The sequence below is a fragment of the Phenylobacterium sp. CCH9-H3 genome (assembly GCF_001557235.1).
In the GTDB taxonomy this organism is placed as follows: Bacteria; Pseudomonadota; Alphaproteobacteria; order Caulobacterales; family Caulobacteraceae; genus Phenylobacterium.
Genome location: NZ_LSJI01000064.1, coordinates 1 through 25674, shown reverse-complemented (window position 1 = coordinate 25674; position 25674 = coordinate 1). Strand labels below are relative to the sequence as shown.

Genomic DNA, 25674 nt, shown 5'->3' with positions numbered 1-25674 from the left:
CTCCTGGATGGAGCGGTCGTACGCGACCACCTGGCCGATCAGCAGAATCTCGGCGACCCGAAGCGTCGAGAGGCGGCGGGGCGGACTGGAGGCCTCGCCGCCGCCATTGTTGTTCAACGCCAGGGTGGCCAGTTGGCGCTCGCGCAGCAGTTCGTCCACATGCTGGCGCTCGACCAGGAAGACGTAGCCGGGCCGCAGGTCCCGCACCGCCCGGATCACATAGGGCGTGCAGTCCATGGGCGCCGCGGTGCTGAGCTCCTGCGGCAGCTGGGTGGGCCGCCGCTGGCCCGAGGTGTCGACGCAGCTGTAGATGCCGACGGTCAGGGGCCGGCCCGGAGGCGGAGGCAGCTCGATCTCGACGCGCGGGGCGACCGTCGGGGGAGCGCCCGGCCGGGTGATGTGCTGGCAGGCCCCCAGGGCCAGGGCGCAGGAGATGGTCGCCGCACGTCGCCACACGTCAGGCTCCGGCCGCCGGGATCACGAGCGTGGTCGACCCCGTCGGCGAGGTGATCGTCACGCTGAGCTGGCCGTCGGAATTCATGTAGGTGATGGTCACCGAACCCGACTGGATGGTGCCGGCCTGGCCGTTCGAGGCGTTGGCGATCCGCTGGGCGATGGTCTGGGCGACGATCCCGTTGAGCTGCGAGATGATCGCGTTGACGAAGGCCTGGTTGGGGTCGGGCGGCGTCGTCGTGCGCGCCGCCGCCGCCTCGGCTGCGGCGCGGGCGGCCTGCAGGGCCTTGTTGTACTGGGCCATCTGGAAGGCGACCGGATTGGTCCCGCCGAAGTTCGGCGACAGCATCACATAGTGCAGGTCCGTGGCCTGGGCCGGAGCCGCGGTGGCGGCGGCCATCGCGGTCGACCACGCGAGCAGGCGTGGGACGCTGTTGAAACCGGTCGTCATGTGAAGGCCCCGTACCCCCGGCGGCTTCCCCGGCCGCCGACATAGTTAAGAAGGGGTGCGTCGCACTGTCACTCGGGCGAAACCCGGAGCCGGACGTCAGGGCCCGCGGTCAGGCGTCGACGGCGTCGAGCCCGATGTCCAGCACCTTGGCCGAATGGGTGAGGGCGCCGACGCTGATCACGTCGACGCCGGTCTCGGCGAAGGCGCGGACGGTGTCGAGGGTGATCCCGCCCGACGCCTCGAGCTTGATCCGCCCATCCACGAGGGTCACCGCCTCGCGCATATCCTCGAGGGTGAAGTTGTCGAGCATGATCACGTCGGGATCGTGCGCCAGCGCCTCGCGAAGCTGCAGCAGGCTGTCGACCTCGACCTCGACCTTGACCAGGTGGCCGGCGAAGGCCTTGGCGCGCCGGATCGCTTCGCCGACCGAGCCGCAGGCGGCCACGTGGTTGTCCTTGATCAGGATGGCGTCATCCAGGCCGAAGCGGTGGTTGGTCCCGCCGCCGCAGCGGACGGCGTACTTCTCCAGGGCGCGAAGGCCCGGGGTGGTCTTGCGGGTGTCGGTGATCGTCGCGTTCGTGCCGGCGATGGCGTCCACGAAGTCCTGGGTCAGGGTGGCGACGCCGCAGAGGCGGCCGAGCAGGTTCAGCGCCGTGCGCTCGGCGGTGAGGATCGCCCGGGCCGAGCCGCTGACGCGGACCAGGGTCGTACCGGCGGGCACGGCCTGGCCGTCCGCGCTGAGCGGATCGATGCGGACGCCGGGGTCCAGCTCGGCCATGGCGAGGCGGACGCACGCCAGCCCCGCCACCACACCGCCCCGGCGGGCGACGAAGTCGGCGGTGAGGCGGGCGTCGGCCGGCACGCAGGCCTGGGCCGTGATGTCGCCCGCGCGTCCCAGGTCTTCGGCCAGGGCCGCGCGCACGATCGGCGCGACCAGCAGGTCCGGCAAAGGTTCGATGGTCATTCCGCTGCGTACCTGAGGCCGGCCGGATCGATGCGATCGAGGGTGACGAAGGTGCGGTCCGGCGCCGCGGCTTCGGGGAAGTCGGTTCGGAAGTGCCCGCCGCGGCTCTCGCGCCGGTTCCGGGCGCAGGCGGCCACCAGGCGGGCCGCGACCAGCGAGGCGGCGCGGCCGTGGCGCGCTTCCAGGTCGTCGACGAGACGCAGCAGCCGGCCGAGGCCCTCGGCGTCACGGATCACGCCCGCTTCGCGGCTCATGGCCTGGCGCAGGACCTGTAGCGCTTCGTCCGGCAACTCGGGCGCGGTAACGACCGAGTAGGCGCCGCTCGTCGTTTGCTCGTCGCGGGCGGCGCGGCCGGCGCGCTCGCCGAAGACGGCGGCCTCCAGCAGCGAGTTCGAGGCCAGACGATTGGCGCCGTGGACGCCTGTCGAGGCGCATTCGCCGGCGGCGTAGAGGCCCGGCAGGGACGTGCGGCCGTCCGCGTCCGTGGCGATGCCGCCCATGTGGTAGTGGCAGGCCGGCGCGACGGGGATCGGCTGGACGCGCGGGTCGATGCCGCCGCCCAGGCAGGCGGCGAAGACCGCGGGGAACTCGTCGGGGAAGTGCGCCCCCACCGCTTCGCGGGCATCGAGGAAGGCGCCGCCGCGCACCGTGCGCTCCGCATGGATGGCGCGCGCCACCACGTCGCGCGGGGCGAGCTCGGCGGCGGGGTGGTAGCTGGCCATGAACGGCCGTCCCGCGCCGTCCAGCAGCTTGGCGCCCTCGCCGCGCAGGGCCTCGGTGGCGAGCGGGGCGGGATCTCGGCCGATGTCGATGGCGGTGGGGTGGAACTGGACGAACTCGGGATCGGCGATCACCGCGCCGGCCATCGCCGCCAGGCCAAGGCCCTCGCCCTTCAGCTCGGCGGGCGTGGTGGTGACGGCGTAGAGGCCGCCGATGCCGCCGGTGGCGAGGATGACGGCCTTGGCCGTGATCTCGACCGGCTGGCCATCGATCCGGACCAGCGCGCCGCGGATGCGGCCGGCCGCGTCCTGCAAAAGACCGACCAGCTTCGCGCCGGTCTTAACCTGGATGTGCGGGGCGGCGAGGGCGGCGACCGTCACCGCCTCCATGATCGCGCGGCCGGCCTGGTCGCCCTTCACCCGGGCGACCCGGGCGCGGGAATGGGCCGCCTCAAGGCTTTGGGCGAAGCCGCCGTCGGCCTTGCGATCGAACGGCGCGCCGAGCGCGGCCAGTCGGCGCACGGCCGCGGGGCCCTCGGTCGCCAGCAGGCGCGCGGCGTCCGCGTCGACCAGCCCGGCGCCCGCGGCGATCGTGTCGTCGGCATGCAGTTCGGGCGCGTCATCGCCGGAAAGCGCCGCCGCGACGCCACCCTGGGCCCAGGCCGATGAGCAGCCGTGGTTCAACGGCGCCTCGGTCAGCACCAGCACCTTGGCAGGCGCAGCGGCCATGGCGGCGGTCAGGCCCGCGAGGCCCGCGCCGACCACCAGCACTCCGTCGTGACGGAGACGCTCGGCCATCCTACTTCGCTCCCTTCGAGAGCTTCGAAGGATCGGGGATGCGCCCTGCGCAGCCTTGGCGGAGGAGGGGCATCAGATCAGCTCCACGTCGACGTGGTGACGCGCCTTGATGAGGTCGTAGCGCGCCGGTTGCGACGGCGGGGGCAAGTCGATCATCCGCTGGACCGCCAGACGCGCCCGCTCAGCGATCGCCGGATCGACCGTGACCTCGTGGCGGTCGTGCAGGAGGGCCTCGTAGATGTTCTCGAGGCTGATCATCTTCATGTGCGGGCACAGGTTGCAGGGCCGCACGAACTCGGTGAACGGCGCGTCGGCGGCGACGTTGTCGGCCATCGAGCACTCGGTGATCAGCACCACGCGCTTGGGCCGGCGCTGGATCACGTAGTCGTTCATGGCCGCGGTCGAGCCGGCGAAGTCCGAGACCTCCAGCACCTCGGCCGGGCACTCGGGGTGGGCGAGGACCTCGGCGTCGGGATAGGCGGCCTTGATCTCCAGGATGTCGTCGGCCGTGAAGCGCTCGTGCACCTCGCAGCGGCCCTTCCAGGCGATGATGCCGATGTCGGTCTGGCGGGCGACGTTGCGGGCCAGGAACTCGTCGGGGATCAGGATCACCCGGTCGACGCCCCACAGCTTCGCGGCTTCCTCCACCACCTGCACGGCGTTGGCGCTGGTGCAGCAGATGTCGGTCTCGGCCTTCACGTCCGCGGTGGTGTTCACATAGGTGACCACGGGCAGGCCGGGATAGCGCTGCTTGATCAGGCGCACGTCGGCGCCGGTGATCGAGCTGGCCAGCGAACAGCCGGCGCGCAGGTCCGGGATCAGGACGCGTTTCTCGGGGCTGAGGATCTTGGAGGTCTCGGCCATGAAGTGGACGCCGGCCTGGACGATCACCTTGGCGTCCGAGCGGGCGGCTTCCTTGGCCAGGCCCAGGCTGTCGCCCACGTAGTCGCCGACGCCGTGGAAGATCTCGGGCGTCATGTAGTTGTGGGCGAGGATGACCGCATCCTTCTCGCGCTTCAGCCGGTTGATCTCGGCGATCAGCGGGGCCTGGAGGCGCCATTCCATGGGCGTGACGTGACGCTTCACCTTTTCCCACGCCGGCGCGGTGGCGGCTTCGACAGCGGGGGTGAACGCGAACTGGAACCCGTCGGCGGCCATGGATCCCTCCTTATGCTCACTTTGAGCATTTCTTAGGCCTATAAAATGCGCCGGGCGTCGAGGCTCGGCGCTACTCCCTTTTGCTCACTTGGAGCATAAGCGAGCATATAGGGGTGACCCGGCGACGTGCAAGAGCCTTTGCCGCCAGGGAGATCACTTTGTGGCGGCGGAACCCAGCAGATCGGCGATGGCCTGGGAGAGCTGCTGGGGGCCATAGGGCTTGCGCAGCAGGGGCCAGGGGGTGTCCTCGGCGGCGGAAAGCACCTCTCCGGTATAGCCCGAAGACAGCATGACGGGCAGGTCCGGACGCAGGGCCACGGCCTCGCGGGCGAGGTCCACGCCCGACTTGTCGCCGGGCATGATGAGGTCCGTGAGCATCAGGTCGAAGGGCTCGGACGCGTGAAGCAGGGCCAGGGCCGCATCGGCGTGTTCGGCGCGGCGAACCTCGTGACCGAGGTCGCGCAGCATCGCCTCGACCAATTCGCCGACCTGAGCGTCGTCCTCCACGAGCAGAACGCGAAGCCGGGGGCCGGCCTCGGGCGAGGCCGGGACGGAGTCGAGCGCGGCGGCCGACAGGCCCGCCGCGAGGCGCGGGAGGTAGAGGCAGACGCTCGCGCCCTTGCCGGGCTTGCTGTCGACGGTGGCGGTCCCGCCGCTCTGCCGGGCGAAGCCGTAAACCTGGCTCAGGCCCAGGCCGGTGCCTCGGCCCGGCGCCTTGGTGGTGAAGAAGGGTTCGAAGGCGCGCGCGATGGTGGCCTCGTCCATCCCGGCGCCGGTGTCGTGGACGGCCACGCAGAGGTAGTCGCCGGCCTCCAGGGCCTCGACCTGGCGCTCGGCCAACCGGACCGGGAGGGTCTCGACGCGGATCATCCCGCCGGCGGGCGTGGCGTCGCGCGCATTGACCACCAGGTTCATGACGGCGGCTTCGAACTGGCTGGGATCGACGTTGACGACAACCCCGGACGCAGACGGGGCGACCGCCAGGGTGACCGCCTCGCCCACGGCGCGCCGCAGCAGCGGCTCGCTCTCCCTGAGCAGGGCGTCGACCTGGATGGGCTGGGGCTTCAGGGCCTGGCGGCGCGAGAAGGCGAGGAGCTGCTGGGTCAGGCGCTCGCCGCGCCGGGCGGCGCCCAGGGCGGCCTCGATCATCCGGTCGCGGCGGGCCTCGTCGCCCGGGTGGCGCTGCATCAGGTCGAGGGCGCCGATGACCACCGTGAGCAGGTTGTTGAAGTCGTGCGCCACGCCGCCGGTGAGCTGGCCCACCGCCTCCAGCTTCTGCGCCCGCTGCAAGGCGGCCTCGGCCTCGTCGCGCTCGGCCAGCGCCTCCTGCACGCGCTCGGCGAGCAGATCGTTGATCCGCTTCAGGTCTTCCTCGGCGCGCTTGGCGTCCGTGATGTCGAAGCCGACGCCGATGAAACCGGCGAAGGCGCCGTCGGGGCTCCAACGGGGCTGGGAGACCGAGCGCACCCAGCGGTACTCGCCGTCGTGGCGCAGGAACCGCGCTTCCAGGGTGAACAGTTTGCGCGACGCCTCGCCGGCCACCTGCTCCTGCAGGATGCGGGCGATGTCGTCGGGGTGCAGGACCTTGCGCCAGTCGAAGTCCAGCGCCGTCTCGAAGCCGGCGCCCAGGAAATCGACGTAGGTCTTGTTGGCGAACTCGCGCCGGCCGTCGGTGCGGGTGACCCACATGAGGATCGGCGCGCTGTCGGCCAGGGCGCGGAAGCGGCTTTCGGTGACCTCGAGATTCTTCTGGGCCGCGGCGTGGGCGGCGTTGGCCTCATCCAGGCGCAGCAGGGCCTCGCGGAAGCTGGAGGACACCAGGATGGTCAGGGCCGCGGAGATCGTGAACATGGCCACCACGGCGGCGTTGGAGACGCCCACGGCGGTGATCAGCGGCGCCCAGTTGCCCAGGACCAGCGAGGCGCCCAGCGTCGCCCAGCCCCAGCGCGGCCCCGCGTAGAGGGTCGCCAGGATCAGGGCGGGAAAGGTGGTGGCCGACAGGGCGGTGGCGTTGTCGAAGCCGAGCAGGACGCCCCGCAAGAGCACCGCCGCGCCGAGGGCGGCGACGCTGATGCCCAACGCCATCGGGAACGGCGGCGAGCGTCGCGGAACGAGCCGATGCGGGGACAGCGCCCGGATCATGAACGTGGCATCCAACCCCAGGCCCGGCCTGGGCCTTCCGCCACCATGGGATGCGTCACCGGGCCATGCAACAGGCCAGGCCGCGGCCTGCCGCCACAGCCGTCCCATCCGAAACTTGCACGAATTTTGTCAGGCACGGGTCCAAATATCGCCGGTTTGCGCCTATATGCGACGCCTCTGGCCGTAGAGGGGGGATGACCCTGACGAAGATGCGCTGGGATCGGCTTCGCCCGTCGTGGGCGAAGATCGGGGCCGCCGTGGCCCTGACGGCCGCCGTGGCCGGACCCGCCTGCGCGCCTTCGCCGCGGGGGGAAGCCGCGGCGCGTTTCGCCTCGTACGACCTTTCGAACGACGGCCTCCTCAAGCTGGCGTCCACCATGGATCCCGCCATGCGGGCGCTGGCCGTTCGGCACGATCCCGCGTCTCGCGCGCCGGACCTGTGGGCGCGGCCCCAGGGCTGGGGCAGCCTGGACATCGAAGACGTTCCCGATCTGGGGCTGGCCACCGAGACCGACAGCGCCACGGCCGAGGAGGTGAACGCCCTTCGCCCGTTCTCGCGCCTGCCGATCCGGCCGATGAAGCCGTTCGTCCTGAAAGCCAGCGGCCCCGACCGCGCGCGGGCCGTCCAGTGCCTTGCCGAGGCGGTCTATTACGAGGCCGCCCGCGAGCCCGACGTCGGCCAGGAAGCCGTGGCCCAGGTGGTGTTGAACCGGATGCGCCACCCGGCCTATCCGAAGTCGGTCTGCGGCGTGGTCTACCAGGGCTCGGCCCGGGTCACCGGCTGCCAGTTCACGTTCACTTGCGACGGCTCGCTTCGCTATGCGCCCGAGCCTGGGCTGTGGAAGCGCGCCCGCGCCGTGGCCGAGCGCGCCCTCAACGGCTACGTGGACAAGACCGTGGGCTCGGCGACGCACTATCACGCTCAGTATGTGGCCCCGTACTGGGCGCCGACGCTGGTGAAGATGACCCGCGTGGGCCAGCACATCTTCTATCGCTGGACCGGGCCGTGGGGCGAGCCGCCGGCCTTCACCGGCCGCTATGCCGGGGGCGAGGCCTATCTGTCGCCGGCGGTGCTGGGCGGGCTGGATTCGCGGACCCAGGGCGGACTGCTGTCGCCCGAGACGCAAGGCATCGCGTCCGAACGCAAGATCACCCTGGCCGTGGCCGGCGAGGTGCGCACCTACAGCGTCGTCGATCCCACCCTGCCGGGCGGCGAGCGGACCCGGGTCATGGGCGTCCTGATGTCCACGCGCCGCCAGCCGACGCCGGACGAGGTCAAGCGCATCAACCAGAGCCTGGAGGCGATGGAGCGGGCGATGGACCAGAAGCCCGCGGCGGCGAGCCCGTCGTCCGCCCCGGTGACCGCCGCCCCCGCCGCTACCTGAACGCCACGCGCAGCTTGGCGCCGACGAACCGGCCGGTGGGGTCGTAGCCCCGCGTCGCCGCCGCGCCGGCCTTGCGCTCGGCGCCGGGCTCCAGGCCGCAGAGGAAGCCCAGCGAGCCCACCACGCCCTCGTCGCTCAGCCGGCGGTCCAGCGACGTCTTGGCGACGCCGACGATCCGCGGCTCCGGCGCGTGGGCGTAACGTGGCGTGAAGGCGGGTTTCGGCTCGGCCAGGTCCATGGCGAGGCTCTGCGGCGGCGCGCGCAGGGGCGCGGACAGCAGGGCTTCCGCGGCGTTCTGGGCCTGGGCCGCTCCGGCGGCGAGCGCAAAGGCCAGGGCGAGGGCGGGGATCTTCATGGCGCCATCCTAGCCCGATCAGGCGGAAAAGGCGTCGGGATAGGTGACGCTCAGCGGCTCGTCGAAGGCGCCGGGCTCCAGGGCCAGGGCCATGAAGGCGGGGCCGCCTGCGTAGACCGATCGGACGTTGGCGGCCGTCTCGGTCGAGAAGCCGAACCGCGGATAGTAGGTCGGATGGCCCAGCACGATGATCCCGTGGGCCCCGAACTCGCGGGCCTGCTCCAGGCTGGCGCGGATCAGGGCCGAGCCGAGGCCGGCCCGCTGCGCGCCCGGCCGGACGGCGACAGGAGCCAGGGCGGCATAGAGGTGGGGGCTCGGCGCCCACAGACGGCTGAAGAGGATGTGGCCGTCGATCCGACCGTCCTCCATGGCCACCAGCTCGAACAACACGTCCCCGTCTGCGCGCAGGCGCTCGACCAGGCGCGCCTCGTCCGGCTGGCCGAAGGCGGCCTCGACGATCTCGGCGATGGCGGGATGGTCGACGGCGCGGGCGTGACGGATCATCGGGCGAGGCTAGCGCGTCGCGCGCTCGCCGTCAGGCCGGATCACGGGTCGTGGCGGAAGCTGCGGGCCTCCCGGGGCGCCTGGGACATGTCCTGGCGCTCGCTGCGCAGGGCTTCCAACGCCAGCCTGCGCCAGCCCTCGGCGATGGAGCGGTAGACGTCCTTCTCGGCCTGGCTTTCGGCCTTGGCGGCCAGGCGCATCACCACCTCCGCCTGCATCCTGTACCGATCACTCGCACTCTGGTTTTGTGGTTCCACGGGGGCATAACCGCCGAACCGCAGGTCGGGTTTCCGACTTAAGCGGAGCCGTTGGGAAGATTTCTCACCAAGCGCCGATCTTCTGCGCTTCCTGATGGCTGATCGGATGGTGGGCGGCCTTGTGATCCTCCTCGGCCAGGAACCGCACGGCTTCGAGCGCAGCCATGCAGCCCATCCCGGCGGCGGTTACGGCCTGGCGATAGACGTCGTCGGTGACGTCGCCGGCGGCATAGACACCCTCGATGGCGGTGGAGGCGGTGCCGGGCTTCACCTTCAGATAGCCCGAGGCGTCCATCTCGAGCTGGCCCTGGAAGAGCTGCGAGGCCGGGGCGTGACCGATAGCGATAAAGACGCCGTCGGCCGGCACGGTCTGGACGGCGCCGGTCTTGACGTTCTTCAGCCGCGCGCCGGTGACGCCCATGGGGTCGGTCTCGCCGATCACCTCGTCCAGGACATGCTCCCAGATCACCTCGATCTTGGGGTGTTTGAAGAGGCGCTCCTGCAGGATGCGCTCGGCGCGGAACTCGTCCTTGCGGTGCACCACCGTGACCTTGGCGGCGAAGTTGGTGAGGAACAGGGCCTCCTCCACCGCGGTGTTCCCGCCCCCGACCACGATCACGTTCTTGCCGCGGTAGAAGAAGCCGTCGCAGGTGGCGCAGGCCGAGACCCCGAAGCCCTGGAACTTCTGCTCGGTCTCGATGCCGAGCCACTTGGCCTGGGCGCCGGTGGCGATGATCAGGGTCTCCGCCAGCCAGACCTGGCCGCTGTCGGTCTCCAGCCGGAAGGGGCGCTGCGACAGGTCGGCCCTGGTGACGATGTCGTTGACGATCTCGGTCCCCACATGCTCGGCCTGGGCCTGCATCTGCTCCATGAGCCAGGGGCCCTGGATGACGTCGGCGAAGCCCGGATAATTCTCCACGTCGGTGGTGATGGTGAGCTGGCCGCCGGGCTGGATGCCCTGGATCAGCACGGGGTTCAGCAGGGCGCGCGCGGCATAGACGGCGGCGGTGTAGCCGGCGGGGCCGGAGCCCACGATCAGGCAGCGGACGGAACGAGGTTCGGACATGGGGCTAATGTAGTGTCGATTCCGGCAGTGTGCGACCGCGACGGCAGCGCTGGGGATGCGCAGGCAGGGCTTATCTGGAGAGTCCCGCTACGCAAAGCCGGAGGCCGGGCCATGAGCCTAACCATGTGGATCGCCGTCGGGGTCGCGCTCGGCGCCGTCATTGGCACAGCGACGGACAATATCGGGATCGGGATGGCCATCGGCATCGCGGTCGGCGTCGGGATTGGCGCTGTCGACCGGGCGCGCAAGGGGCGTGGTTAACGCCGCCGCAAGACCCCCGTGACACCTTGGCGCCATGAGCTCGCAGCCTGAGATCGAGATCGCCGGCCGCAAGATCGGCGCAGACCACCCGCCGTTCGTGATCTGCGAGCTGAGCGGAAACCACAACGGCAGCCTGGAGCGGGCCCTGGCCATGGTGGACGCGGCGGCCGACACGGGCTGCGACGCCATCAAGATCCAGTCCTACACCGCCGACACCATCACCATGGATGTCGACCGGCCCGAGTTCCGGATCACCGGCGGGCTGTGGGACGGGCGCAGCCTCTATGAGCTCTACCAGGAGGCCTATACACCCTACGAGTGGCACGCAGCGATCTTCGAGCGCGCGCGGGCGCGGGGCGTGATCATCTTCTCCAGTCCCTTCGACGAGACGGCGGTGGACCTGCTCGCCGGCCTGGACGCGCCCGCCTACAAGATCGCCTCATTCGAGGCCGTGGACCTGCCGCTGATCCGCTATGCGGCGGGCAAGGGACGGCCGCTGATCATCTCCACGGGCATGGCCAACCTGGCCGAGATCGAGGCGGCGCGGGACGCGGCCTTGGCGGGGGGCGCGCCCGGGGTCGTGCTGCTGCACTGCGTGTCGAGCTATCCGGCCACCTTCGCCGACGCCAACGTCCGCACCGTCGCCGACATGGCCCACCGGTTCGGCTGCCCGGTGGGGTTGTCGGACCACACGCCGGGCACGGCGGCCTCGGTGGCGGCCGTGGCCATGGGCGCCAGCGTGATCGAAAAGCATTTCACCCTGGCGCGCGCCGACGGCGGGCCGGATGCCGCGTTCAGCCTGGAGCCGGCCGAGTTCAAGGCGCTGGTGGACGACACCAAGGCCGCCTGGGCCGCCCTGGGGCGGGCGCACTACGACCTTCTGGGCTCGGAGCGCGGCAACGTGCAGTTCCGGCGGTCGCTCTACATCGCCGCCGACGTCAAGGCGGGCGAGGCCCTGACACGGGCCAATGTGCGCTCCATCCGCCCGGGCAACGGCCTGCCCCCCGCGCACCTGGACGCAGTGCTGGGGCGAACCGCCGTGCGCGACCTCGAGCGCGGCGAGCCCCTGGCCTGGGACATGCTCGCCTAGCTTCCCGCTAGATTAGTTATCAACGATCACTTAGATTGATCTGCATCAAGGGCCGGGCCCTGGCAGGCGCACATGGTCGGCCCCAACGAAACATTGGGAGGCTTGAGCCATGAATGCTGTCACCGCGACCGCCACGGACGCCGGCCACTTCGACGTCCTGATCGTGGGGGCAGGGATCTCGGGGGTCGGCGCCGCCTACCACCTGCGCCAGCAGTCGCCCGACCGTTCGTTCGTGGTGCTCGAGACCCTCGAAAGCTTCGGCGGCACCTGGCTGACCCACAAGTATCCGGGCATCCGGTCGGACAGCGACCTCTACACCTTCGGCTATCGCTTCAAGCCCTGGGTGGGCCCGCCGATCGCCACGGCCGAAGAGATCCTTTCGTACATGGGCGAGGTGATCGAAGAGAACGACCTGGCGCCCCACATCCGCTATCGCCACCGCATCGAGCGGGCGACGTGGTCCAGCGAGCGCAACCTCTGGACCATCGAGGCGGTCCGCCTGGACACCGGCGAGCCGCTGCGCTTCACGGCCAACTTCCTGTGGATGTGCCAGGGCTACTACCGCCAGTCCGAGGGCTACACGCCGGAATGGGCCGGCATGGACAGCTTCAAGGGCCGCATCGTCCACCCGCAGACCTGGCCCGACGACCTGGAGCTGAAGGGCAAGAAGGTCGTGATCATCGGCTCGGGCGCTACGGCGGCGACCCTGTTGCCCAACATCGCCGACGACTGCGGCCACGTGACCCTGCTGCAGCGCTCGCCGACCTATTTCATCCCGGGCCGCAACGCGATCGACATCGCCGACCAGCTGCGACTGCTCGAGGTGGATGAAAGCTGGATCCACGAGATCGTCCGCCGCCAGCAGCTCTACAACCAGGACCTCTTCACCCGGCGCTCCATCGAGGAACCCGAGGTCGTGAAGGCCGAACTGCTGGCCGGGGTCTCGGCGCTGGTCGGCCCGGAGATCACGGCGAAGCACTTCACCCCATCCTACCGTCCGTGGCGGCAGCGGATCGCCTTTGTGCCCGATGGCGACATCTTCCAGGCGGTGAAGCAGGGCAAGGCCTCGGTGGTCACCGACGAGATCGAGCGGTTCACCGAGGCGGGCATCCTGCTGAAGTCGGGCGAGACCCTGGAGGCCGACGTGATCATCACGGCCACCGGGTTCAATCTGAACGTCCTGGGCGACATCGACTTCGTGGTCGACGGCAAGCCGCTGGATTTCGCCAACACCGTCACCTACCGGGGCATGATGTTCACCGGCGTGCCGAACATGGTGTGGGTGTTCGGCTACTTCCGGGCCAGCTGGACGCTGCGGGCCGACCTGATCGCCGACTTCGTCTGCCGGCTCTTGAACCACATGCGCGACAAGGGCGTGTCCAAGGTGGAGGTGGCTTTGAGGCCTGAGGACAAGGACATGGCCCTGCAGCCGTGGATCGACCCGGAGAATTTCAACCCGGGCTACCTGATGCGCGGCATGCACCTCCTGCCCAAGGCCGGCGAAAAGCCCGAATGGCGGCACAGCCAGGACTACTGGCGCGAAAAGGACGAACTGCCGCTCATCGACCTGGACGATCCCGCATTCGTCTATGGCGGCAAGGCAGAGGCGCAGACCAAGGCCGCCTGACGCTGGATGCGCGCCATCGTAAGCGGGAGTTAACGCGAAGCGGTTCTTCTCCGTCCTTAACCATGAGGCTGCGGAGACTCCCGTGAACATGATGGCGAAGCCGATGGCTGGCCCCGGGCTGGCCGCCGACGCGATCTCGGACTTCATCGAGACCGGCGCGCACCTGTTCCCGGCGCCGGTGGACGCCGCGGCGGCGGCCGGGCTGCTGGCCGAGGTCCGCGCCACGCGGGCGTTCGACGAGACCCTGTTCCTGAGCGAGGCCGAGTTCGACGCCGACCCCCAGTACACGGGCGTGAATCCCCGGCCGGGCCGCAACCTGCTGGAGCGGTTCGAGGACCGGCTGGGTTTCGTCGAACAGGCGCCGCAGATCGTCGAGGCGGTCACCGCGCTCCTGGGCCACGACTACGAGATCCTGAACAAGAAGGTGGTCTGCGGGGTGCCGGCCCGATCGATCCCCGACTGGCTTAAGGCGCGCATCCACGGCAACCCGGTGAACAACCTGGGCGCCTACATGAAGCCCCAGAACCGGGACATCACCTACTTCTACGGCATCGACTTCCACCAGGACCTGATCGACTACAAGGAACGGGAAGCCGACTTCCTGACCCTCTACGTCTATCTGCACCCGGTGACGAAGGCCGACGCGCCGCTGTACCTGCTGGAGGGCAGCCACAAGCTGGGCGGGTCGGTGTTCCCGCATGAGCTGACGCGGACCGCGCCCGATACCTGGCTCTACCGCAACGGCGAGCACGGCGAGGTCGAGACCCGGCAGCGGATCCTGACCGGCGGCGCGGGCTTTGCGGCCATGTGGCACGCCTGCACCCTGCACGGCACCCAGCCGGACGCCGCCGACCACGAACGGATCTCGCTGCGCTACCTCATCGCCCGCGGGCAGGGACGCGCGCCGGGCATGGACGCGGTGAACGCCACCCTGCGCGGCCCCCTCAGCCTCACCGACACCCGCAAGGACCTGGGCGCCGACGGCGCGGCGGTGATCCGGGCGAACACGGTGCTGAAGGCGTAGGCTGACGATGGCTCACAAGGGCGAAGCGGACGGGGTGCTGATCTTCCCGGCTGGAATGCCGGACGGGCTGGCGTTCCGCGACCGCGCCCGCGCGCTTGGCTTGCGGGTTGTCGGCGCCTCTTCGGTGCATGCCGACCCCGCCCGAGACGCCTACGACGCCTGGGAAGCGCTGCCATATGTCAGTGATCCCGGTTTTGACGCGGCGCTCGCCGCGGTGGTGAAGCGCCATGACATCGGCGCGATCCATGCGCCCCACTTCGTGGTCTGGCGCCACCTATCGGAGCGTCTCCACGAGATCGCTCCGGGTGCGCGCCTCTCCGGCGACGACCGCCCCGAAGATCATGAGCGGGCCTACCGCGATCTGCGGACGCGGATGTCCGCGCCACTCACCTTCGAGTTCGCGCCCGCCTTCCCGCCCCAACCGCCGCTCAGCCTCGTGGAGCTCGCGGGCCTGGTGCGCCTCGTCGACACCATCCCGGGCATGTGCGCAGAGCACAAGATGCGCGCGATCGTCGAGGTCATGCGCCATGCGCCCCGGGGCGATGTGGTGGAGATCGGCTCCTGGTGGGGGCGATCGGCGGCGCTGTTCGTCTGGCTGGCCCGACGCTACGACATTGGCGACGTCCTATGTGTCGATCCGTGGATGAGCGATGCGATGCCCCAGGGCGACGCGCTCCTCGACAAGACCAGCGCCGACCTCGACACCGAAGAAGCTTTGCGGATGTTCGAGATCAACCTGGCGCCGCTGGCTGCGGGGCGGCTCAACTACGTGCGCGCTCGGGCGGAGAACGCGGCGGGTTCCTATGGCCCTGGCCTTAAGGTCCGGACCGAAGCCTTTGGCGAGACGAGCTACGAGGGCCGGATCGCGGTGCTGCATATCGACGGCAACCATGCCGAGCACCACGCCGCACTCGACACCGCCCTGTGGACACCGCACGTGGTTCCGGGCGGCTGGATCATCTTCGACGACTACGATTGGGCGTTCGGCGATGGGCCGAAGAAGGTCGCGGACGCCTTCGTGAGCGCGAATGAGGCCCGGATAGCCACCGTTTTCCAGGCAGGGCCCAGCCTGTTCCTTCAGCTCAAGGATGACGCCCGTGGCTGACTGCGCCGCCCCGACCGCCGACCTTGCCGCGGCCGAACTCGCCGGCCGGGGCTGGACGCTGTTCGAGGCCGTCATTCCCCCGAGCGAACTGCCGGCGATCCGCCAGGCGATCCTCGACAGCGTGGAGGATTGCGGACGCCGTCAGGTGGCGTCGGGCGCCTGCGCGCAGCCGGACGGCACGTCGCACCACGCCGTGGGCCAGTACGCTGCGCTCGACGCGTTTCTGGCGCGGGGCTGGCTGGCGGAGCATGTTTCGCGATATTTCGACGACGCCCAGTACATCCTGCACGCCTTCAACCCCGCGGTCGTCGCGCCGCAGAAGGCCAGCTACCTGCACAACATCCACCGCGATGTCCGGACCCACGGCGGCGCCTTTCGCCTGTTGCTGAACATGCTGGTGATGGTGGACCCCTTCACCCTCTCGAACGGCGCCACCCACGTGCTGTCCGGCTCGCAGCATGAGCCGGACCGTCCGGACGCCGACCGCTTCTGGAGCCAGTCCGAGCGGCTGACCGGCCCCGCAGGCAGCATCGTGCTCTTCGACAGCAATCTCTGGCACGCCGCGGGCAGTAACGTATCGGAACAGCCCCGCGCCGCCTTGACCCTCAGCTTCAGCCGGGCGTTCGTGAAGCAGCAAATGGACTATCCGCGCTTCCTGGGCGAGGCCTACGGGAAGAGCCTCACGCCGGAGATGCGCCAGCTGCTGGGCTACAACGCCATGACGCCGACCTCCTACGACGAGTTCTACCGTCCCCGCGAGGCCCGCCTTTACCGGGACGATCAGGGATGACGGGCAAGGCGCGCAACTACGACCAGGAAGCCGGGCAGTTCGGCGACCGGAAGTACAACTACGATTTCGACGAGATCGTCCGGCGCTACATGATGCGCGCGTTCGAGCCCTTCCTGCCGTCCGGCCGCGCGCTGGAACTGGGATGCTACCGGGGCGACTCCACCGCCTGGCTCGTGGGCCGCTATGACGATCTCACCGTGATCGAGGCGGCGCCCAGCCTTGTGGAAGCGGCACAGGCCCGCTTCGGCGACAAGGTCCGCTTCTTCTGTTCCACGTTCGAGGCGGCCGAGCTTCCCGAGCGCTTCGACGCCATATTCCTGATCAACACCCTGGAGCACCTGGACGACCCCGTCAGTGTGCTTCGGAAGATCCGCGAGTGGCTGACGCCCCGCGGCCGGCTCTTCCTCCTGGTGCCGAACGCCCAGGCGCCGTCTCGCCAGATCGCGGTGAAGATGGGCCTCATTACCCATAATGCGGCGGTGACCGAGTCCGAACGCCGCAACGGACACCGCCACACGTTCTCCTTCGACACGCTTGAGCGCGCCGCGCGCGATGGGGGCCTGCGCGCGGTGCATCGCGGTGGGCTGATCTTCAAGGGCCTGGCGAACTACCAGTTCGACGCCGCCCTGGACGCGGGCATCATCGACGAGCGATACGTCGAGGGCTGCTACCAGCTGGGCATGCAGTATCCTGAACTCTGCGCGAGCATCTATCTCGTGTGCGAGCAGGGAGAGGCCTGAAGGTGTCGGACGTCGGCGATGGGATCGACTGGACCAGAATAGCTCTGACGCCGATCGAGGCCGAGGACCTTGAAAGCGTCCACGCCTGGCAGAACGACCCCGAGATCCGCGATCTGATCATGGGCTTTCGGGGGCCCGTCCGGCGGGAAACGACGGCCGACTGGATCCGCAACCTCAGCGACCAGAACCTGAAGACCCGGGCGGTCTTCGCGATCCGCTCGGACGGCGCCATCCGAGGCGTCGCACAGTTGCACGGCATCGATTGGCTCCAGCGGTCCGCGATCCTCGGAATCTTTGTCGGCGACCGGAACGACCGGGGCGCTGGCCTCGGCCGGGGCGCCGTGGCGCTGCTGTTGGACTACGCTTTCCGCGGCCTGGATCTGCATCGGGTCTCGCTGGAGGTGCTGGCCTCCAACGGCCCTGCGCGTCGGCTATACGAAAAGCTTGGCTTCGCATCCGAAGGCGTCCTGCGACAGGCGTTCCTGCGGGCGGGCGTGCGCGAGGACGTTGCACTCTATGGACTGCTGAGCAGCGAGTGGACCTTTGTGCCGCCCGCCGCGGCGCGGCGGCTGGTCAGCGAGCGCCCTTCGTCACAGGGTTAACGCCGCGTTCAGCGGCGTGGGGGATCGTGGCCCGGACTGAGGGAGCCCACATGTCCGTCGCCTATGACACTGCATCTCCAGCGGAGATCATGGCCGAGGCCAAGGCATGCCTCGCAGCCGGGGATCCGCGCACCGCGGCGGAACTGATCTACGGCCTTACGCAATCGGCCCCCGGCGATATCGAAGCGCGGTACTGGCTGGCCAGCGCCCTCATCGCCGCCGACGCCACGGACGCAGCGCGTGCGACCATGGCCGACGCTGTGGCGCTGCACAGCACGCAGTTCATGGGCGAGGTGGGGGTCGACGTGGCCCGGCTCGGTCGGGAGCGCGCCTACGCCGCGGACATCGCGAGACAGCTCTACGCCCGCCACTATATGGCGCCCGCGAGCGTGGCCTTCGGCCGCGCCCTCGACTTCGAGAATCTGAACCCGCAGCTTCTGCTCTCGTACGGCCTGTCCCTACAGCACCAGGGGCGCGTGGAGGAGGCGCTGGACGTGTTCCAGGCCGCCGTAGACGCTTTCCCCGATCCCAGCGTCCACGAGTTCCTGCTCTACGCCCTGTTCTTCGTCGAGAATGGCGCACAACGATATGCGGCAGAGGCCCGTCGTTGGGCTGGGCTCTATGCCGCGGGTCTCGCGCCTGCGGAGCCTCGGTTCGACGCTGACCGCACGGCGCGGCGCCGACTCCGCATTGGCTACATGGCCCCGACGTTCACGGGCGCCCAGCTCAATCAGTTCGTCACCCCCGTCCTGGAGGCGCACGATCCGGAGGCCGTCGACGTCACGCTGTACTGCGCGCGACCCGAGGCGGAGGCGGCGCTGCCGCAGCATCTGCGCCGTCGCGGCGTCGCGGGCCTGAGCGACGAGGCCATAGCGGACATGGTCCGCAGCGACGGCATCGACGTGCTCGTGGATCTCTGGGGCCACACCGCCGGCAGCCGCCTGCGTGTATTCGCCATGCGGCCTGCGCCGGTTCAGGTCGCATGGATGAACTTCGTCCAGACGACCGGGCTCGACGCCATCGACTACGTGATCCACTGCGACTCCATGGCCGGCCCCGACGTCGAGGCGCTCTTCGTCGAGAAGGTCTGGAGCGCCGGTCCCGTCATGGTGCCGTACAGGCCGGCGCCGGATCGGCCGGCCCCCACGCCGGCTCCGGTGCTGGAGACGGGGCGGGTCACGTTCGGGTCCTTCAACAATCCCGTGAAGCTCAGTGACCAGACCGTGGCCGCCTGGGCCCGCATCCTCCTGGGCCGCCCCGGCTCGCGCCTGATCCTGAAATATGGCGCGTTCATCGATCCTGTCCTGCAGCGGATGACGCGCGCGCGCTTCGCCGCGCATGGGGTCGAGATGGAGCGGGTCGAATTCCGGGCGCGGAGTGAAGGCCGCGAGTATCTTGAGTCCTTCCAGGAGATCGACCTGGCGCTCGATCCCTCGCCTTGTCCCGGCGGCACGACAAGCTGCGACGCGCTGGCGAGCGGCGTGCCGGTGCTCACCCTGCGGGGTCCCGACTTCTATGCCCGCATCGGGCTCAACGCGGTTCTGGCCTGCGGTCTGCCGGATCTCATCGCGGAGGACTGGGACGACTACGTCGCCCGGGCGCTGGCGCTTTCGGCGGACGCTGGCGCGCTGGACACCCTGCGCTCGCGGGTGCGGATCGGATTCGAGACCTCGGTCTTCCGAGACGAAGTAGGCTTCACCCGGCGGATCGAGGCCGATTTCCGGGCCATGTTCGAACGTTGGGCGGCGGCCTGAGCTTCAAGCCTGCCTGGGCGCGCGGTAGGCGGGAAAGAAGTCGGTCGATTGCGGCCCGGACAGCCGGGCGTAGCGAGCCGGGTCCAGGATGGCGCCGCAGAGATGGGCCTGGACCTGGCTGTTCGCAAAGCCACGCTTGAACGCCGCCAGTCCGTCGTCGGCGTCGCTGAAGCCCGCTCCGCCGCCCAGGTTCATGGGCCCCTGTCCCGCGAAGTGCGCGATGGCCGTATCATACAGGGCGAAGTTGGCCCCGTTCGCGTAGCCCAGGGCGTTGGAGGCGGTGAGGTGGTTGTAGACCACGCCGTCGGCGGCGAACCAGAGCGTCATCCCCACGCACTCGTCCTCGACGAACGCGGCGAAGGCGGTCAGGGCAGGCTCGCTCGCCAGGGCGTGGAAGTAGGCGTCAGAAAAGGCGGCGACGCCGGCGATCTCGCGCCGGGTGACCAGCCCGGCGTAGAGACCGCGCCAGGTCTCCAGGACGGTCCCAAGTTGAACGACCTCCATTCGACAGCGTCGCAGGCCGCGCCGAATCCTTTCGCGATGGTGCTTGGACGGATCATACGGACCGCGGACCAGATCGATCACCTGGTGGGTCTTGAACGGTCGGCACAGGCTGAAGGCCGTGCGGAGCTGGGCGGGCTCGTGGCGAAGCGGGTCAGGCACCAGGACGACGGAAACCAGGCCCGCGTCGGCCAGGCTCTCAAGACCGCCGGCCAGGTCGGCCCCGCGCCCGAAGACGGCCAGGGGGTAGACGCCTATCGCATCACAGCCGCCGCCGGCGATGGGCCGGCGAACGATGTAGGTTTCCCATTCGGGAACGGCGACCGCCTCCTCGCCGGCCAGGCCGACGGCATATGCGCGGCTGGCGTATGGGTGGATCACGGGCTTGCGGTAAGCGCGAGCTCCAGGGCGTGCGCGATCCGTGCAATCTCACCGCCGTCCAGGTCGATCGCAAAGGGCAGGCCCAGGGTGGATTGCGCCAGTCGCTCCGTCGTCGGCAGGGCTTCGCGGCGGCAGTCGGCGAAAGCGGGGCTGGCGTGGCAGCCCTCGCCCCACCACTGGCGGCTATCGACGCCCGCCGCGGCAAGCGACGCCGCTACGTTCGAGGCTGCGCCGTCGGGCAGCCCGACGACGCAGACGCTGGTCGCCCAGTCTGAGCCCCAGCCTTCCTGGAAGCGGACGTTGGGTTGGCTGATCAGGCCGATCCGGAGGTGCTGCGCCGCCAGGAGGAAACGCAGGCGGTCCGCCGGCCAGCTATCCAGGGCCGCCAGGCCCACAGCGGCCGCATACTCGGACAGCTTGGCGTTCGTCGCGGGAACCAGGCTTTCCCGGCGGCCGTCGAAACCGAATGAGGTGAGCTGCCGGATCCGGTGGGCCAGGGCCGGGTCTTCCGTCGCAACGAACCCGCCTTCGCCGATGCCCAGGACCTTGGTGGCGTGGAGGCTGACCACAGCCGGCAGGCCAGCGTCGGCAAGCGCGTCGAAGGCCGCAGCCGCGTCGACCAGCACCGGGATGCCGGTTTCCGAGCGGAACGCTTTCCATGCGTCCAGGTCGCAGAGGGCGCCATAAGCGCAGACCGGGATGACGGCGACGATCTCGCTTCGCTGATCGGCGGGCAATGACGTGACGGCCCGGGGGTGAAGCATCGCCGTCTCTGGATCCACGTCGAGCAGCCATGGCCGCAGCCCCGCCTGGAGCACCGCATGCGCGGTGGCCACGAAGGTCCAGGCGGGCATCGCCACGTAGCCGCCGTGCGGCAGGTCCATCGCGCGCAGTGCGAGGGCTAGACCCTGCGTGGCGTTGGCCACCGTGACGACCTGGGCGCCTTGAGCGAAACGCTGGGCCAAGCGGTCTTCCAGCTCGGTGAGCAGAGGGCCGAAGTTGGAGTACCAGCGGGCTTCGTCGATGCGCTGGAGATAGGGGAGGATGGCTTCGGCCACGGGCAGGCGCGGTCGCGCCACCACCAGCCGCGTGTCGGCCTCAGCATGCGTCCTGCGCAACGGCGCCTGGTTGACGGCCAAACCGGTCCCCTCCGGAAATACCGGCTCATGGGGCCACAGCACGGTTAACACGCTGTTAGAGGCCCTGCGGTCAGGCGTCGCGGGCGCCGATCAGGTTGAGGAAGGCCTCGGCGACGCGGCCGGCGCCCAGGCCGTCGCACACGCCGGCGCTGGTGGCGGCCAGCTGGCGGCGCAGGCTCGCGTCACGTAGCAGCCGCATCAGGTGGCGGTCGAACACCTGGTCGAAGTCGGCCGCGGCGGCGTTGGCCACGAGGGCGGCCTCGCGTTCGGCCATGGCCCGTGCCGCGCCCCGCTGGTTGTCGGCGAGCACCACCATCAGCGACGGCAGTCCCACCACGCAGCGCTCCCACGTGGAGGATCCGGCCGCCCCGACGCCGACGTCGGCCTCGGCGGTCAGGCGGGCCATGTGCGGCGTGTCCACGTGCAGGGACAGACGCGGGTCGCGGCGGGCGATCTTGGTCAGCGCCGGCAGGCTGGGCGCGGCGCCGCCCAAGACCACGTCGAGGCCGATGTCGTGGATGCGGGGCCGCAGCAGGTCGACGACCCGGCCCGTGATCCCACCGACATCGGTGAGGCCCATGGCGACCAGGATGCGCAGCACCGGCTCGCCACGCCATGCGAGGGCCGGCTCGCGCAGGGCGGCGAATTCGGGGCGGACAGGCGCGTAGGTGGGGCCAAGGAGCAGGCGGGTCGCCTCGTCCGTCAGCCCCAGATAGTCGGCGGCTTTCCGCTCGGGGCCGGAGTCGAGGACGATGTCGGCGCCCAGCGGTCGGTCCGCCAGGTCGTCGATCACCAGGACGGGCCGGCCGCGAGCCATGGCGCGGTGGTCCGGCTCGGCGAGGCCGTAGTGATCGAAGACGATGGCGTCGAAGGCCTCGCGGGCGGCGGCGGCGGCCAGATCCTCGTCGGCGATGCGCGGGACGTCGGGGGCGAAGGCGTCCAACAGCTCGCCGGCCATCGGAGGTCCGAGGAACACGCAGGCCGCCCCCTGGGCGACGAGCGCCCGGGCGAGGGTCAGGGAGCGCATGACGTGGCCGCCGCCCACGGCCGGGCCGGCGTCGACGACGAAGAGGATGCGCGGTCCGGTCATGGCCTTGCCTCGCCCGGCAATGGGGCAAGGTCGGGGCGAGGGGGCGCGGCGCCGATCATGGTCACCGTGATGAGCCGATGCGGCTCAAAAGCAAAGGGCCGCCCCGAAGGGCGGCCCCGAAAACCCGAACCGGGTTCGATCTAGATGAAGTTGGCCGAAGAGATGTCGGCCAGCGTCTTGCCGGTCAGCAGGATCGCATCGTCTGCCGTGCCGTCAGCGTCGCCGTCGACGAAGACCACGACGTCCGACCCGACCAGGACGGAGACGTAGATGACCGTGCTGTCCATCGCCGTATTGGCCGCGGCCAGGGCGGCGGCGAAGTCGGTCGCCGAGGTGATCTCGACGTAGTTCGCCCCCGAGCCGGCGTCGTCGATGTCGATGAAGTCGGCCGCGGCCCAGTCGGTGATCGTGTCGATGGAGCCGGAGCTGGCCACGCCACTATCGCCGGAGGCGAAGACGAAGGTGTCCGCCCCGCCGCCGCCGGTCATCACGTCGCGGAGCGCGCCGCCCGTGATGGTGTCCGTGCCCGAGCCGGCGGTGATGGTGTCGGTCCCGGCGCCGCCGCTGACGACATTGGCGCCTTCGCCCGCGCCGATGCTGTCGTTGCCCGCGGCCGCGGTGATCGTGTCGTTACCGCCGGTGGCGGTGATGGTGTCCGAACCGCCGCCCGTGGTGATGCTGTTGGCGCCCGCGCCGCCGTCGACGATGTTGTCGTCGGAGCCGCCGCCGGTGATGGTGTCGGCGCCTTCGCCACCCTGGATGGCCGCGCGGCCGCCGAAGGTGATGATATCGTCGCCGGCTCCGCCGTTGACCAGGTCGACGCCGCCCGCGGTGGTGGTCGAGACGGAGATCGTGTCGTTGCCGGCGCCCCCGTTGACGGAGTCGTTGCCGGTCCCCGTCGAGACGCTGTCCGCGCCGCCGCCGGTGGTGACGGTGTTGTTGCCGTTCCCCGCGTCGACCGTGTTGGCGCCTTCGCCGGCGCTCACGTTGTCGTTGCCGTCGCCGGTGGAGAGGCTGTCGGCGCCGGAGCCGGAGGTCACGGAGTCGTTGCCGGTCCCGGAGGCGAGGCTGTTGACGCCGTCGCCAAGCGCGATGGTCGCGTGACCGCTGGTGGTGGAAACCGTGTCGTCGCCCGCACCGGTGCTGATCGACACCGCGGCCGTGGATCCGGTGACGGTGTCGTTGCCTTCGCCGCCGATGACGGTGCCACCGCCGCCAGTGATCGAGATCACGTTGGCGCCCGCGCCGGCGTCGATGGAGTTGACGCCCGCGCCGCCGGCGATGGTGTCGTTGCCCGTGCCGGTGCTGATCGTGTCGTCGCCCGTGCCCGTGGTGACGCTGTCGGTCCCGGCGTCGGTCGTGACCCGGTTGGCGCCGTCGCCCGCCGCCACGGTGTCGTTGCCATCACCCGTGGTGATCAGGTCCGCGTCCGTGCCGCTGACGATGCTGTCGTTGCCCGCTCCGGTGGTGATGGTGTTGTCGCCATCCCCCGCGTTGATCGAGTTGGCGCCCGCGCCCCCGTCGATGACGTCTGCGCCGCCAGCGCTGGCGAGGGTGTCGTCGCCCGCGCCGAGCGAGATGTTGTTGTTACCCGCGCCGCCGTTGACCGTGTCGTTGCCGTCACCCGCGTTGATGGTGTCGGCGCCGCCGCCGGCGGTGATCGTATCCGCGCCGATGCCGCCATCCAGCGAGTCAGCGCCGCCGTTGCCTTGGATGCTGTCGTCGCCGTCCTGACCGCCGAGCGTGTCGGAACCGGCGGCCGAACCCGCGATCGTGTCGTTCCCGAGGTTGCCGAGGACGTAGTCGTTGCCGCCCTGCGTGGCGTTGATGCTGTCGTTGCCTTGGCCGCCCAGCAGCAGGTCGAGGCCCGCGCCGCCGGTGATGGTGTCGTCGCCGAGGTTGCCCTGGGCGAACTGCAGGACCGAGGCGCTGCTGAACGCGCCGACGTCGATGACGTCATTGTCGCGGCCACCGTAGATGACGTCGTCGCCGGCTTCGCCGTTCAGGGTGTCTTCGCCCTGGTTGCCCTGGAGCACGTCGTTGCCGGCGGCGCCGCGGAGGGAATCGTCGCCCGTGCCGCCGTAGAGGCCGTCGGCGCCGGCGCCGCCCAGCACCGTGTCGTCCCCGGTCGTGCCCGCGTAGAGCAGCGAGCTGTCCGCGAAGATGGCGGCCGAGCCGCCCGTGTTCGAGGTGGCGCGGAAGCCGCCCGGATCCGAGAACTGCAGCGTCTTGGTCGGCGCGGTCAGCACGACGTAGTCCGGCGTGTTGACGGTGAAGGGTACGAAGCTGACCGACACCTGGGCGGCCGTGACCGTCTGGTTGGTGAAGATCATCTGGTCGGTCGCGGAATTGAAGGACGCCGCCTGAGCAGCGGTCATTTCCTCAAAGAAGTACGTCGCCACTGTGCGGCCCCCGTATACGAATCGGTTGGTGTCCCTTGCGGGCAGGCTATCCACAAAACCTTAGACAAAGTTACCGCGAGGCGCGAGCCGGGCGAGAAAACCTAGCCTAAAGTTGAGCCGCAGCCGGCGTCAGGCCGATCCGTCGTAACGGCGCAGCAGTTCGCGGGCGGCTCGATCAGTTTCTAGCAGGGGCGCATAAGGCGGCGCTGTCAACTCGCCGACAAAGGGACGCGCGATGTTGCGTCGCTGCAGTTCGGCGTGGAACCGGGCGAGCTTGGCGCTGCGGCCGTCCATGGGAAGCACGAAGAGCGGCTTGCCCGTCGCCGCGGCGTCGGTGGCGAGGTTCGTGGAGTCCTCCGTGACCAGGATGGCGTCGGCGGCGGCCAGGAACGCGAAGTAGGGATTCTCGCCCGCCCCGTCCCAGATCATGCCGGGCAGATGGCGCAGGGCCGCGGTCATCGCTTCCCGCGCCGCGGGCGGCGTGCGCCGCGTGAACGACAGCAGCAGGGCGCCGCCGGCCCCCTCGACTGCGGCGGCGATCGCGGCGGCCAGCGCGCGGGCCCGGGCCGGCGACAGGTCGTGGGCCTTGGATTTTCCGCCGACGATCACGGCGACGCGCGGATGGGGCAGGGGCGCCAGCCGCTCCTGGAACCGGGCGAACTCCAGCCCCAGCTTCTCGGCGGTGATGCGGTTGGGCGCGCCCAGGATCGGGAAGACGTTGGGGCCGGTGAGGCCGTCATGTTCGGGGGGGACCACCAGGTCGAAGGCGTCGAGGGGCGCCTTGGGGTCCTGGAGCTGGACGACGAAGGTGCGCCCTTCGCTCCATTTCAGCATCCGGGTGGACAGCGGCAGCGTGGCCCTCCCGGCGGCGGCAAGTCCTACGAGATCACCAAGGTCGAGTGGGTCTGACCCCCGC

The 25674-nt window shown here is 70.1% G+C and carries 25 protein-coding genes; 10 read left to right on the top strand and 15 right to left on the bottom strand.

Annotated elements, in window-relative coordinates; translation table 11 throughout:
- From AX721_RS05930 to AX721_RS05905, 6 genes are all read right to left on the bottom strand, one after another.
- Positions 1-456: CsgG/HfaB family protein (locus AX721_RS05930; RefSeq protein WP_156467032.1), on the bottom strand; the 456-nt coding region annotated here is incomplete at its 3' end.
- 1 nt (position 457) lies between these two features.
- Complete coding sequence (locus AX721_RS05925) at positions 458-904, bottom strand: curli assembly protein CsgF (RefSeq protein ID WP_068875098.1); 447 nt, start codon at positions 902-904, stop codon at positions 458-460.
- Positions 905-1013: 109 nt separating this feature from the next.
- The gene (gene nadC / locus AX721_RS05920; RefSeq protein ID WP_068875097.1) at positions 1014-1868 is read right to left on the bottom strand and encodes a carboxylating nicotinate-nucleotide diphosphorylase; all 855 of its coding nucleotides are present in this window, start codon (positions 1866-1868) and stop codon (positions 1014-1016) included.
- Positions 1865-3385: an L-aspartate oxidase gene (locus AX721_RS05915; RefSeq protein WP_068875096.1), complete on the bottom strand. Its 1521-nt coding sequence runs from the start codon at positions 3383-3385 to the stop codon at positions 1865-1867. Before AX721_RS05915 ends, nadC begins: the two co-directional genes overlap by 4 nt.
- A gap of 72 nt (positions 3386-3457) precedes the next feature.
- On the bottom strand, positions 3458-4543 hold the full coding sequence (nadA, locus tag AX721_RS05910; RefSeq protein ID WP_068875095.1) for a quinolinate synthase NadA: 1086 nt from the start codon (positions 4541-4543) through the stop codon (positions 3458-3460).
- A gap of 153 nt (positions 4544-4696) precedes the next feature.
- Positions 4697-6685, bottom strand: coding sequence for an ATP-binding protein (locus tag AX721_RS05905; protein ID WP_068875094.1), 1989 nt, complete (start codon positions 6683-6685; stop codon positions 4697-4699).
- 194 nt (positions 6686-6879) lie between these two features.
- Between AX721_RS05905 and AX721_RS05900 the strand changes: the two genes are divergently transcribed.
- Positions 6880-8070 (top strand): cell wall hydrolase, encoded by a 1191-nt coding sequence (locus tag AX721_RS05900; protein WP_068875093.1) that lies wholly within the window; start codon positions 6880-6882, stop codon positions 8068-8070.
- On the opposite strand, the gene AX721_RS05895 is transcribed toward AX721_RS05900, so the two are convergent.
- From AX721_RS05895 to trxB, 4 genes are all read right to left on the bottom strand, one after another.
- Positions 8063-8425 (bottom strand): hypothetical protein, encoded by a 363-nt coding sequence (locus AX721_RS05895; RefSeq protein ID WP_068875092.1) that lies wholly within the window; start codon positions 8423-8425, stop codon positions 8063-8065. The genes AX721_RS05900 and AX721_RS05895 overlap by 8 nt on opposite strands.
- 18 nt (positions 8426-8443) lie before the next feature.
- Positions 8444-8929: a GNAT family N-acetyltransferase gene (locus AX721_RS05890; RefSeq protein ID WP_068875091.1), complete on the bottom strand. Its 486-nt coding sequence runs from the start codon at positions 8927-8929 to the stop codon at positions 8444-8446.
- 41 nt (positions 8930-8970) lie between these two features.
- A complete protein-coding gene (locus AX721_RS27230) occupies positions 8971-9147 on the bottom strand; it encodes a hypothetical protein (protein ID WP_156467031.1) in 177 nt (58 codons plus the stop codon).
- A 103-nt stretch (positions 9148-9250) separates the two neighbouring features.
- Positions 9251-10261, bottom strand: a complete 1011-nt coding sequence (gene trxB, locus AX721_RS05885) for a thioredoxin-disulfide reductase (protein WP_197422480.1) — start codon at positions 10259-10261, stop codon at positions 9251-9253.
- Between the two features lie 114 nt (positions 10262-10375).
- Between trxB and AX721_RS27810 the strand changes: the two genes are divergently transcribed.
- From AX721_RS27810 to AX721_RS05845, 9 genes are all read left to right on the top strand, one after another.
- Entirely contained in the window at positions 10376-10513 is a 138-nt protein-coding gene (locus AX721_RS27810; RefSeq protein WP_197422481.1) for a hypothetical protein, read from the top strand.
- Positions 10514-10547: 34 nt separating this feature from the next.
- A complete protein-coding gene (pseI, locus tag AX721_RS05880; protein ID WP_068875089.1) occupies positions 10548-11603 on the top strand; it encodes a pseudaminic acid synthase in 1056 nt (351 codons plus the stop codon).
- Between the two features lie 109 nt (positions 11604-11712).
- Positions 11713-13230 carry an NAD(P)/FAD-dependent oxidoreductase gene (locus AX721_RS05875; protein ID WP_068875088.1) on the top strand — a complete coding sequence of 506 codons (1518 nt, stop codon included), beginning with the start codon at positions 11713-11715 and terminating at the stop codon, positions 13228-13230.
- A gap of 88 nt (positions 13231-13318) precedes the next feature.
- On the top strand, positions 13319-14254 hold the full coding sequence (locus AX721_RS05870; protein ID WP_231733404.1) for a phytanoyl-CoA dioxygenase family protein: 936 nt from the start codon (positions 13319-13321) through the stop codon (positions 14252-14254).
- A 7-nt stretch (positions 14255-14261) separates the two neighbouring features.
- Positions 14262-15359, top strand: coding sequence for a class I SAM-dependent methyltransferase (locus tag AX721_RS05865; protein WP_068875087.1), 1098 nt, complete (start codon positions 14262-14264; stop codon positions 15357-15359).
- Positions 15352-16149 (top strand): phytanoyl-CoA dioxygenase family protein, encoded by a 798-nt coding sequence (locus tag AX721_RS05860; RefSeq protein ID WP_068875086.1) that lies wholly within the window; start codon positions 15352-15354, stop codon positions 16147-16149. Before AX721_RS05865 ends, AX721_RS05860 begins: the two co-directional genes overlap by 8 nt.
- Positions 16146-16889, top strand: coding sequence for a bifunctional 2-polyprenyl-6-hydroxyphenol methylase/3-demethylubiquinol 3-O-methyltransferase UbiG (locus AX721_RS05855; protein ID WP_068875085.1), 744 nt, complete (start codon positions 16146-16148; stop codon positions 16887-16889). Before AX721_RS05860 ends, AX721_RS05855 begins: the two co-directional genes overlap by 4 nt.
- Before the next feature lie 2 nt (positions 16890-16891).
- On the top strand, positions 16892-17491 hold the full coding sequence (locus AX721_RS05850; protein WP_068875084.1) for a GNAT family N-acetyltransferase: 600 nt from the start codon (positions 16892-16894) through the stop codon (positions 17489-17491).
- Positions 17492-17541: 50 nt separating this feature from the next.
- The gene (locus tag AX721_RS05845; protein ID WP_068875083.1) at positions 17542-19245 is read left to right on the top strand and encodes a tetratricopeptide repeat protein; all 1704 of its coding nucleotides are present in this window, start codon (positions 17542-17544) and stop codon (positions 19243-19245) included.
- A gap of 3 nt (positions 19246-19248) precedes the next feature.
- Here AX721_RS05845 and AX721_RS05840 read toward each other — a convergent pair whose 3' ends face one another.
- From AX721_RS05840 to AX721_RS05820, 5 genes are all read right to left on the bottom strand, one after another.
- Positions 19249-20127, bottom strand: coding sequence for a GNAT family N-acetyltransferase (locus AX721_RS05840; protein WP_068875082.1), 879 nt, complete (start codon positions 20125-20127; stop codon positions 19249-19251).
- On the bottom strand, positions 20124-21266 hold the full coding sequence (locus AX721_RS05835) for a DegT/DnrJ/EryC1/StrS aminotransferase family protein (RefSeq protein WP_197422479.1): 1143 nt from the start codon (positions 21264-21266) through the stop codon (positions 20124-20126). The genes AX721_RS05840 and AX721_RS05835 overlap by 4 nt, the downstream gene beginning before the upstream one ends.
- Positions 21267-21336: 70 nt before the next feature.
- The gene (pseG, locus tag AX721_RS05830; protein WP_068875081.1) at positions 21337-22356 is read right to left on the bottom strand and encodes a UDP-2,4-diacetamido-2,4,6-trideoxy-beta-L-altropyranose hydrolase; all 1020 of its coding nucleotides are present in this window, start codon (positions 22354-22356) and stop codon (positions 21337-21339) included.
- A 140-nt stretch (positions 22357-22496) separates the two neighbouring features.
- Positions 22497-24734 carry a calcium-binding protein gene (locus tag AX721_RS05825; RefSeq protein WP_068875080.1) on the bottom strand — a complete coding sequence of 746 codons (2238 nt, stop codon included), beginning with the start codon at positions 24732-24734 and terminating at the stop codon, positions 22497-22499.
- 153 nt (positions 24735-24887) lie between these two features.
- Positions 24888-25674, bottom strand: a 787-nt coding sequence (locus AX721_RS05820; RefSeq protein WP_156467030.1) for a mitochondrial fission ELM1 family protein, incomplete at its 5' end; no start/stop codon positions are given.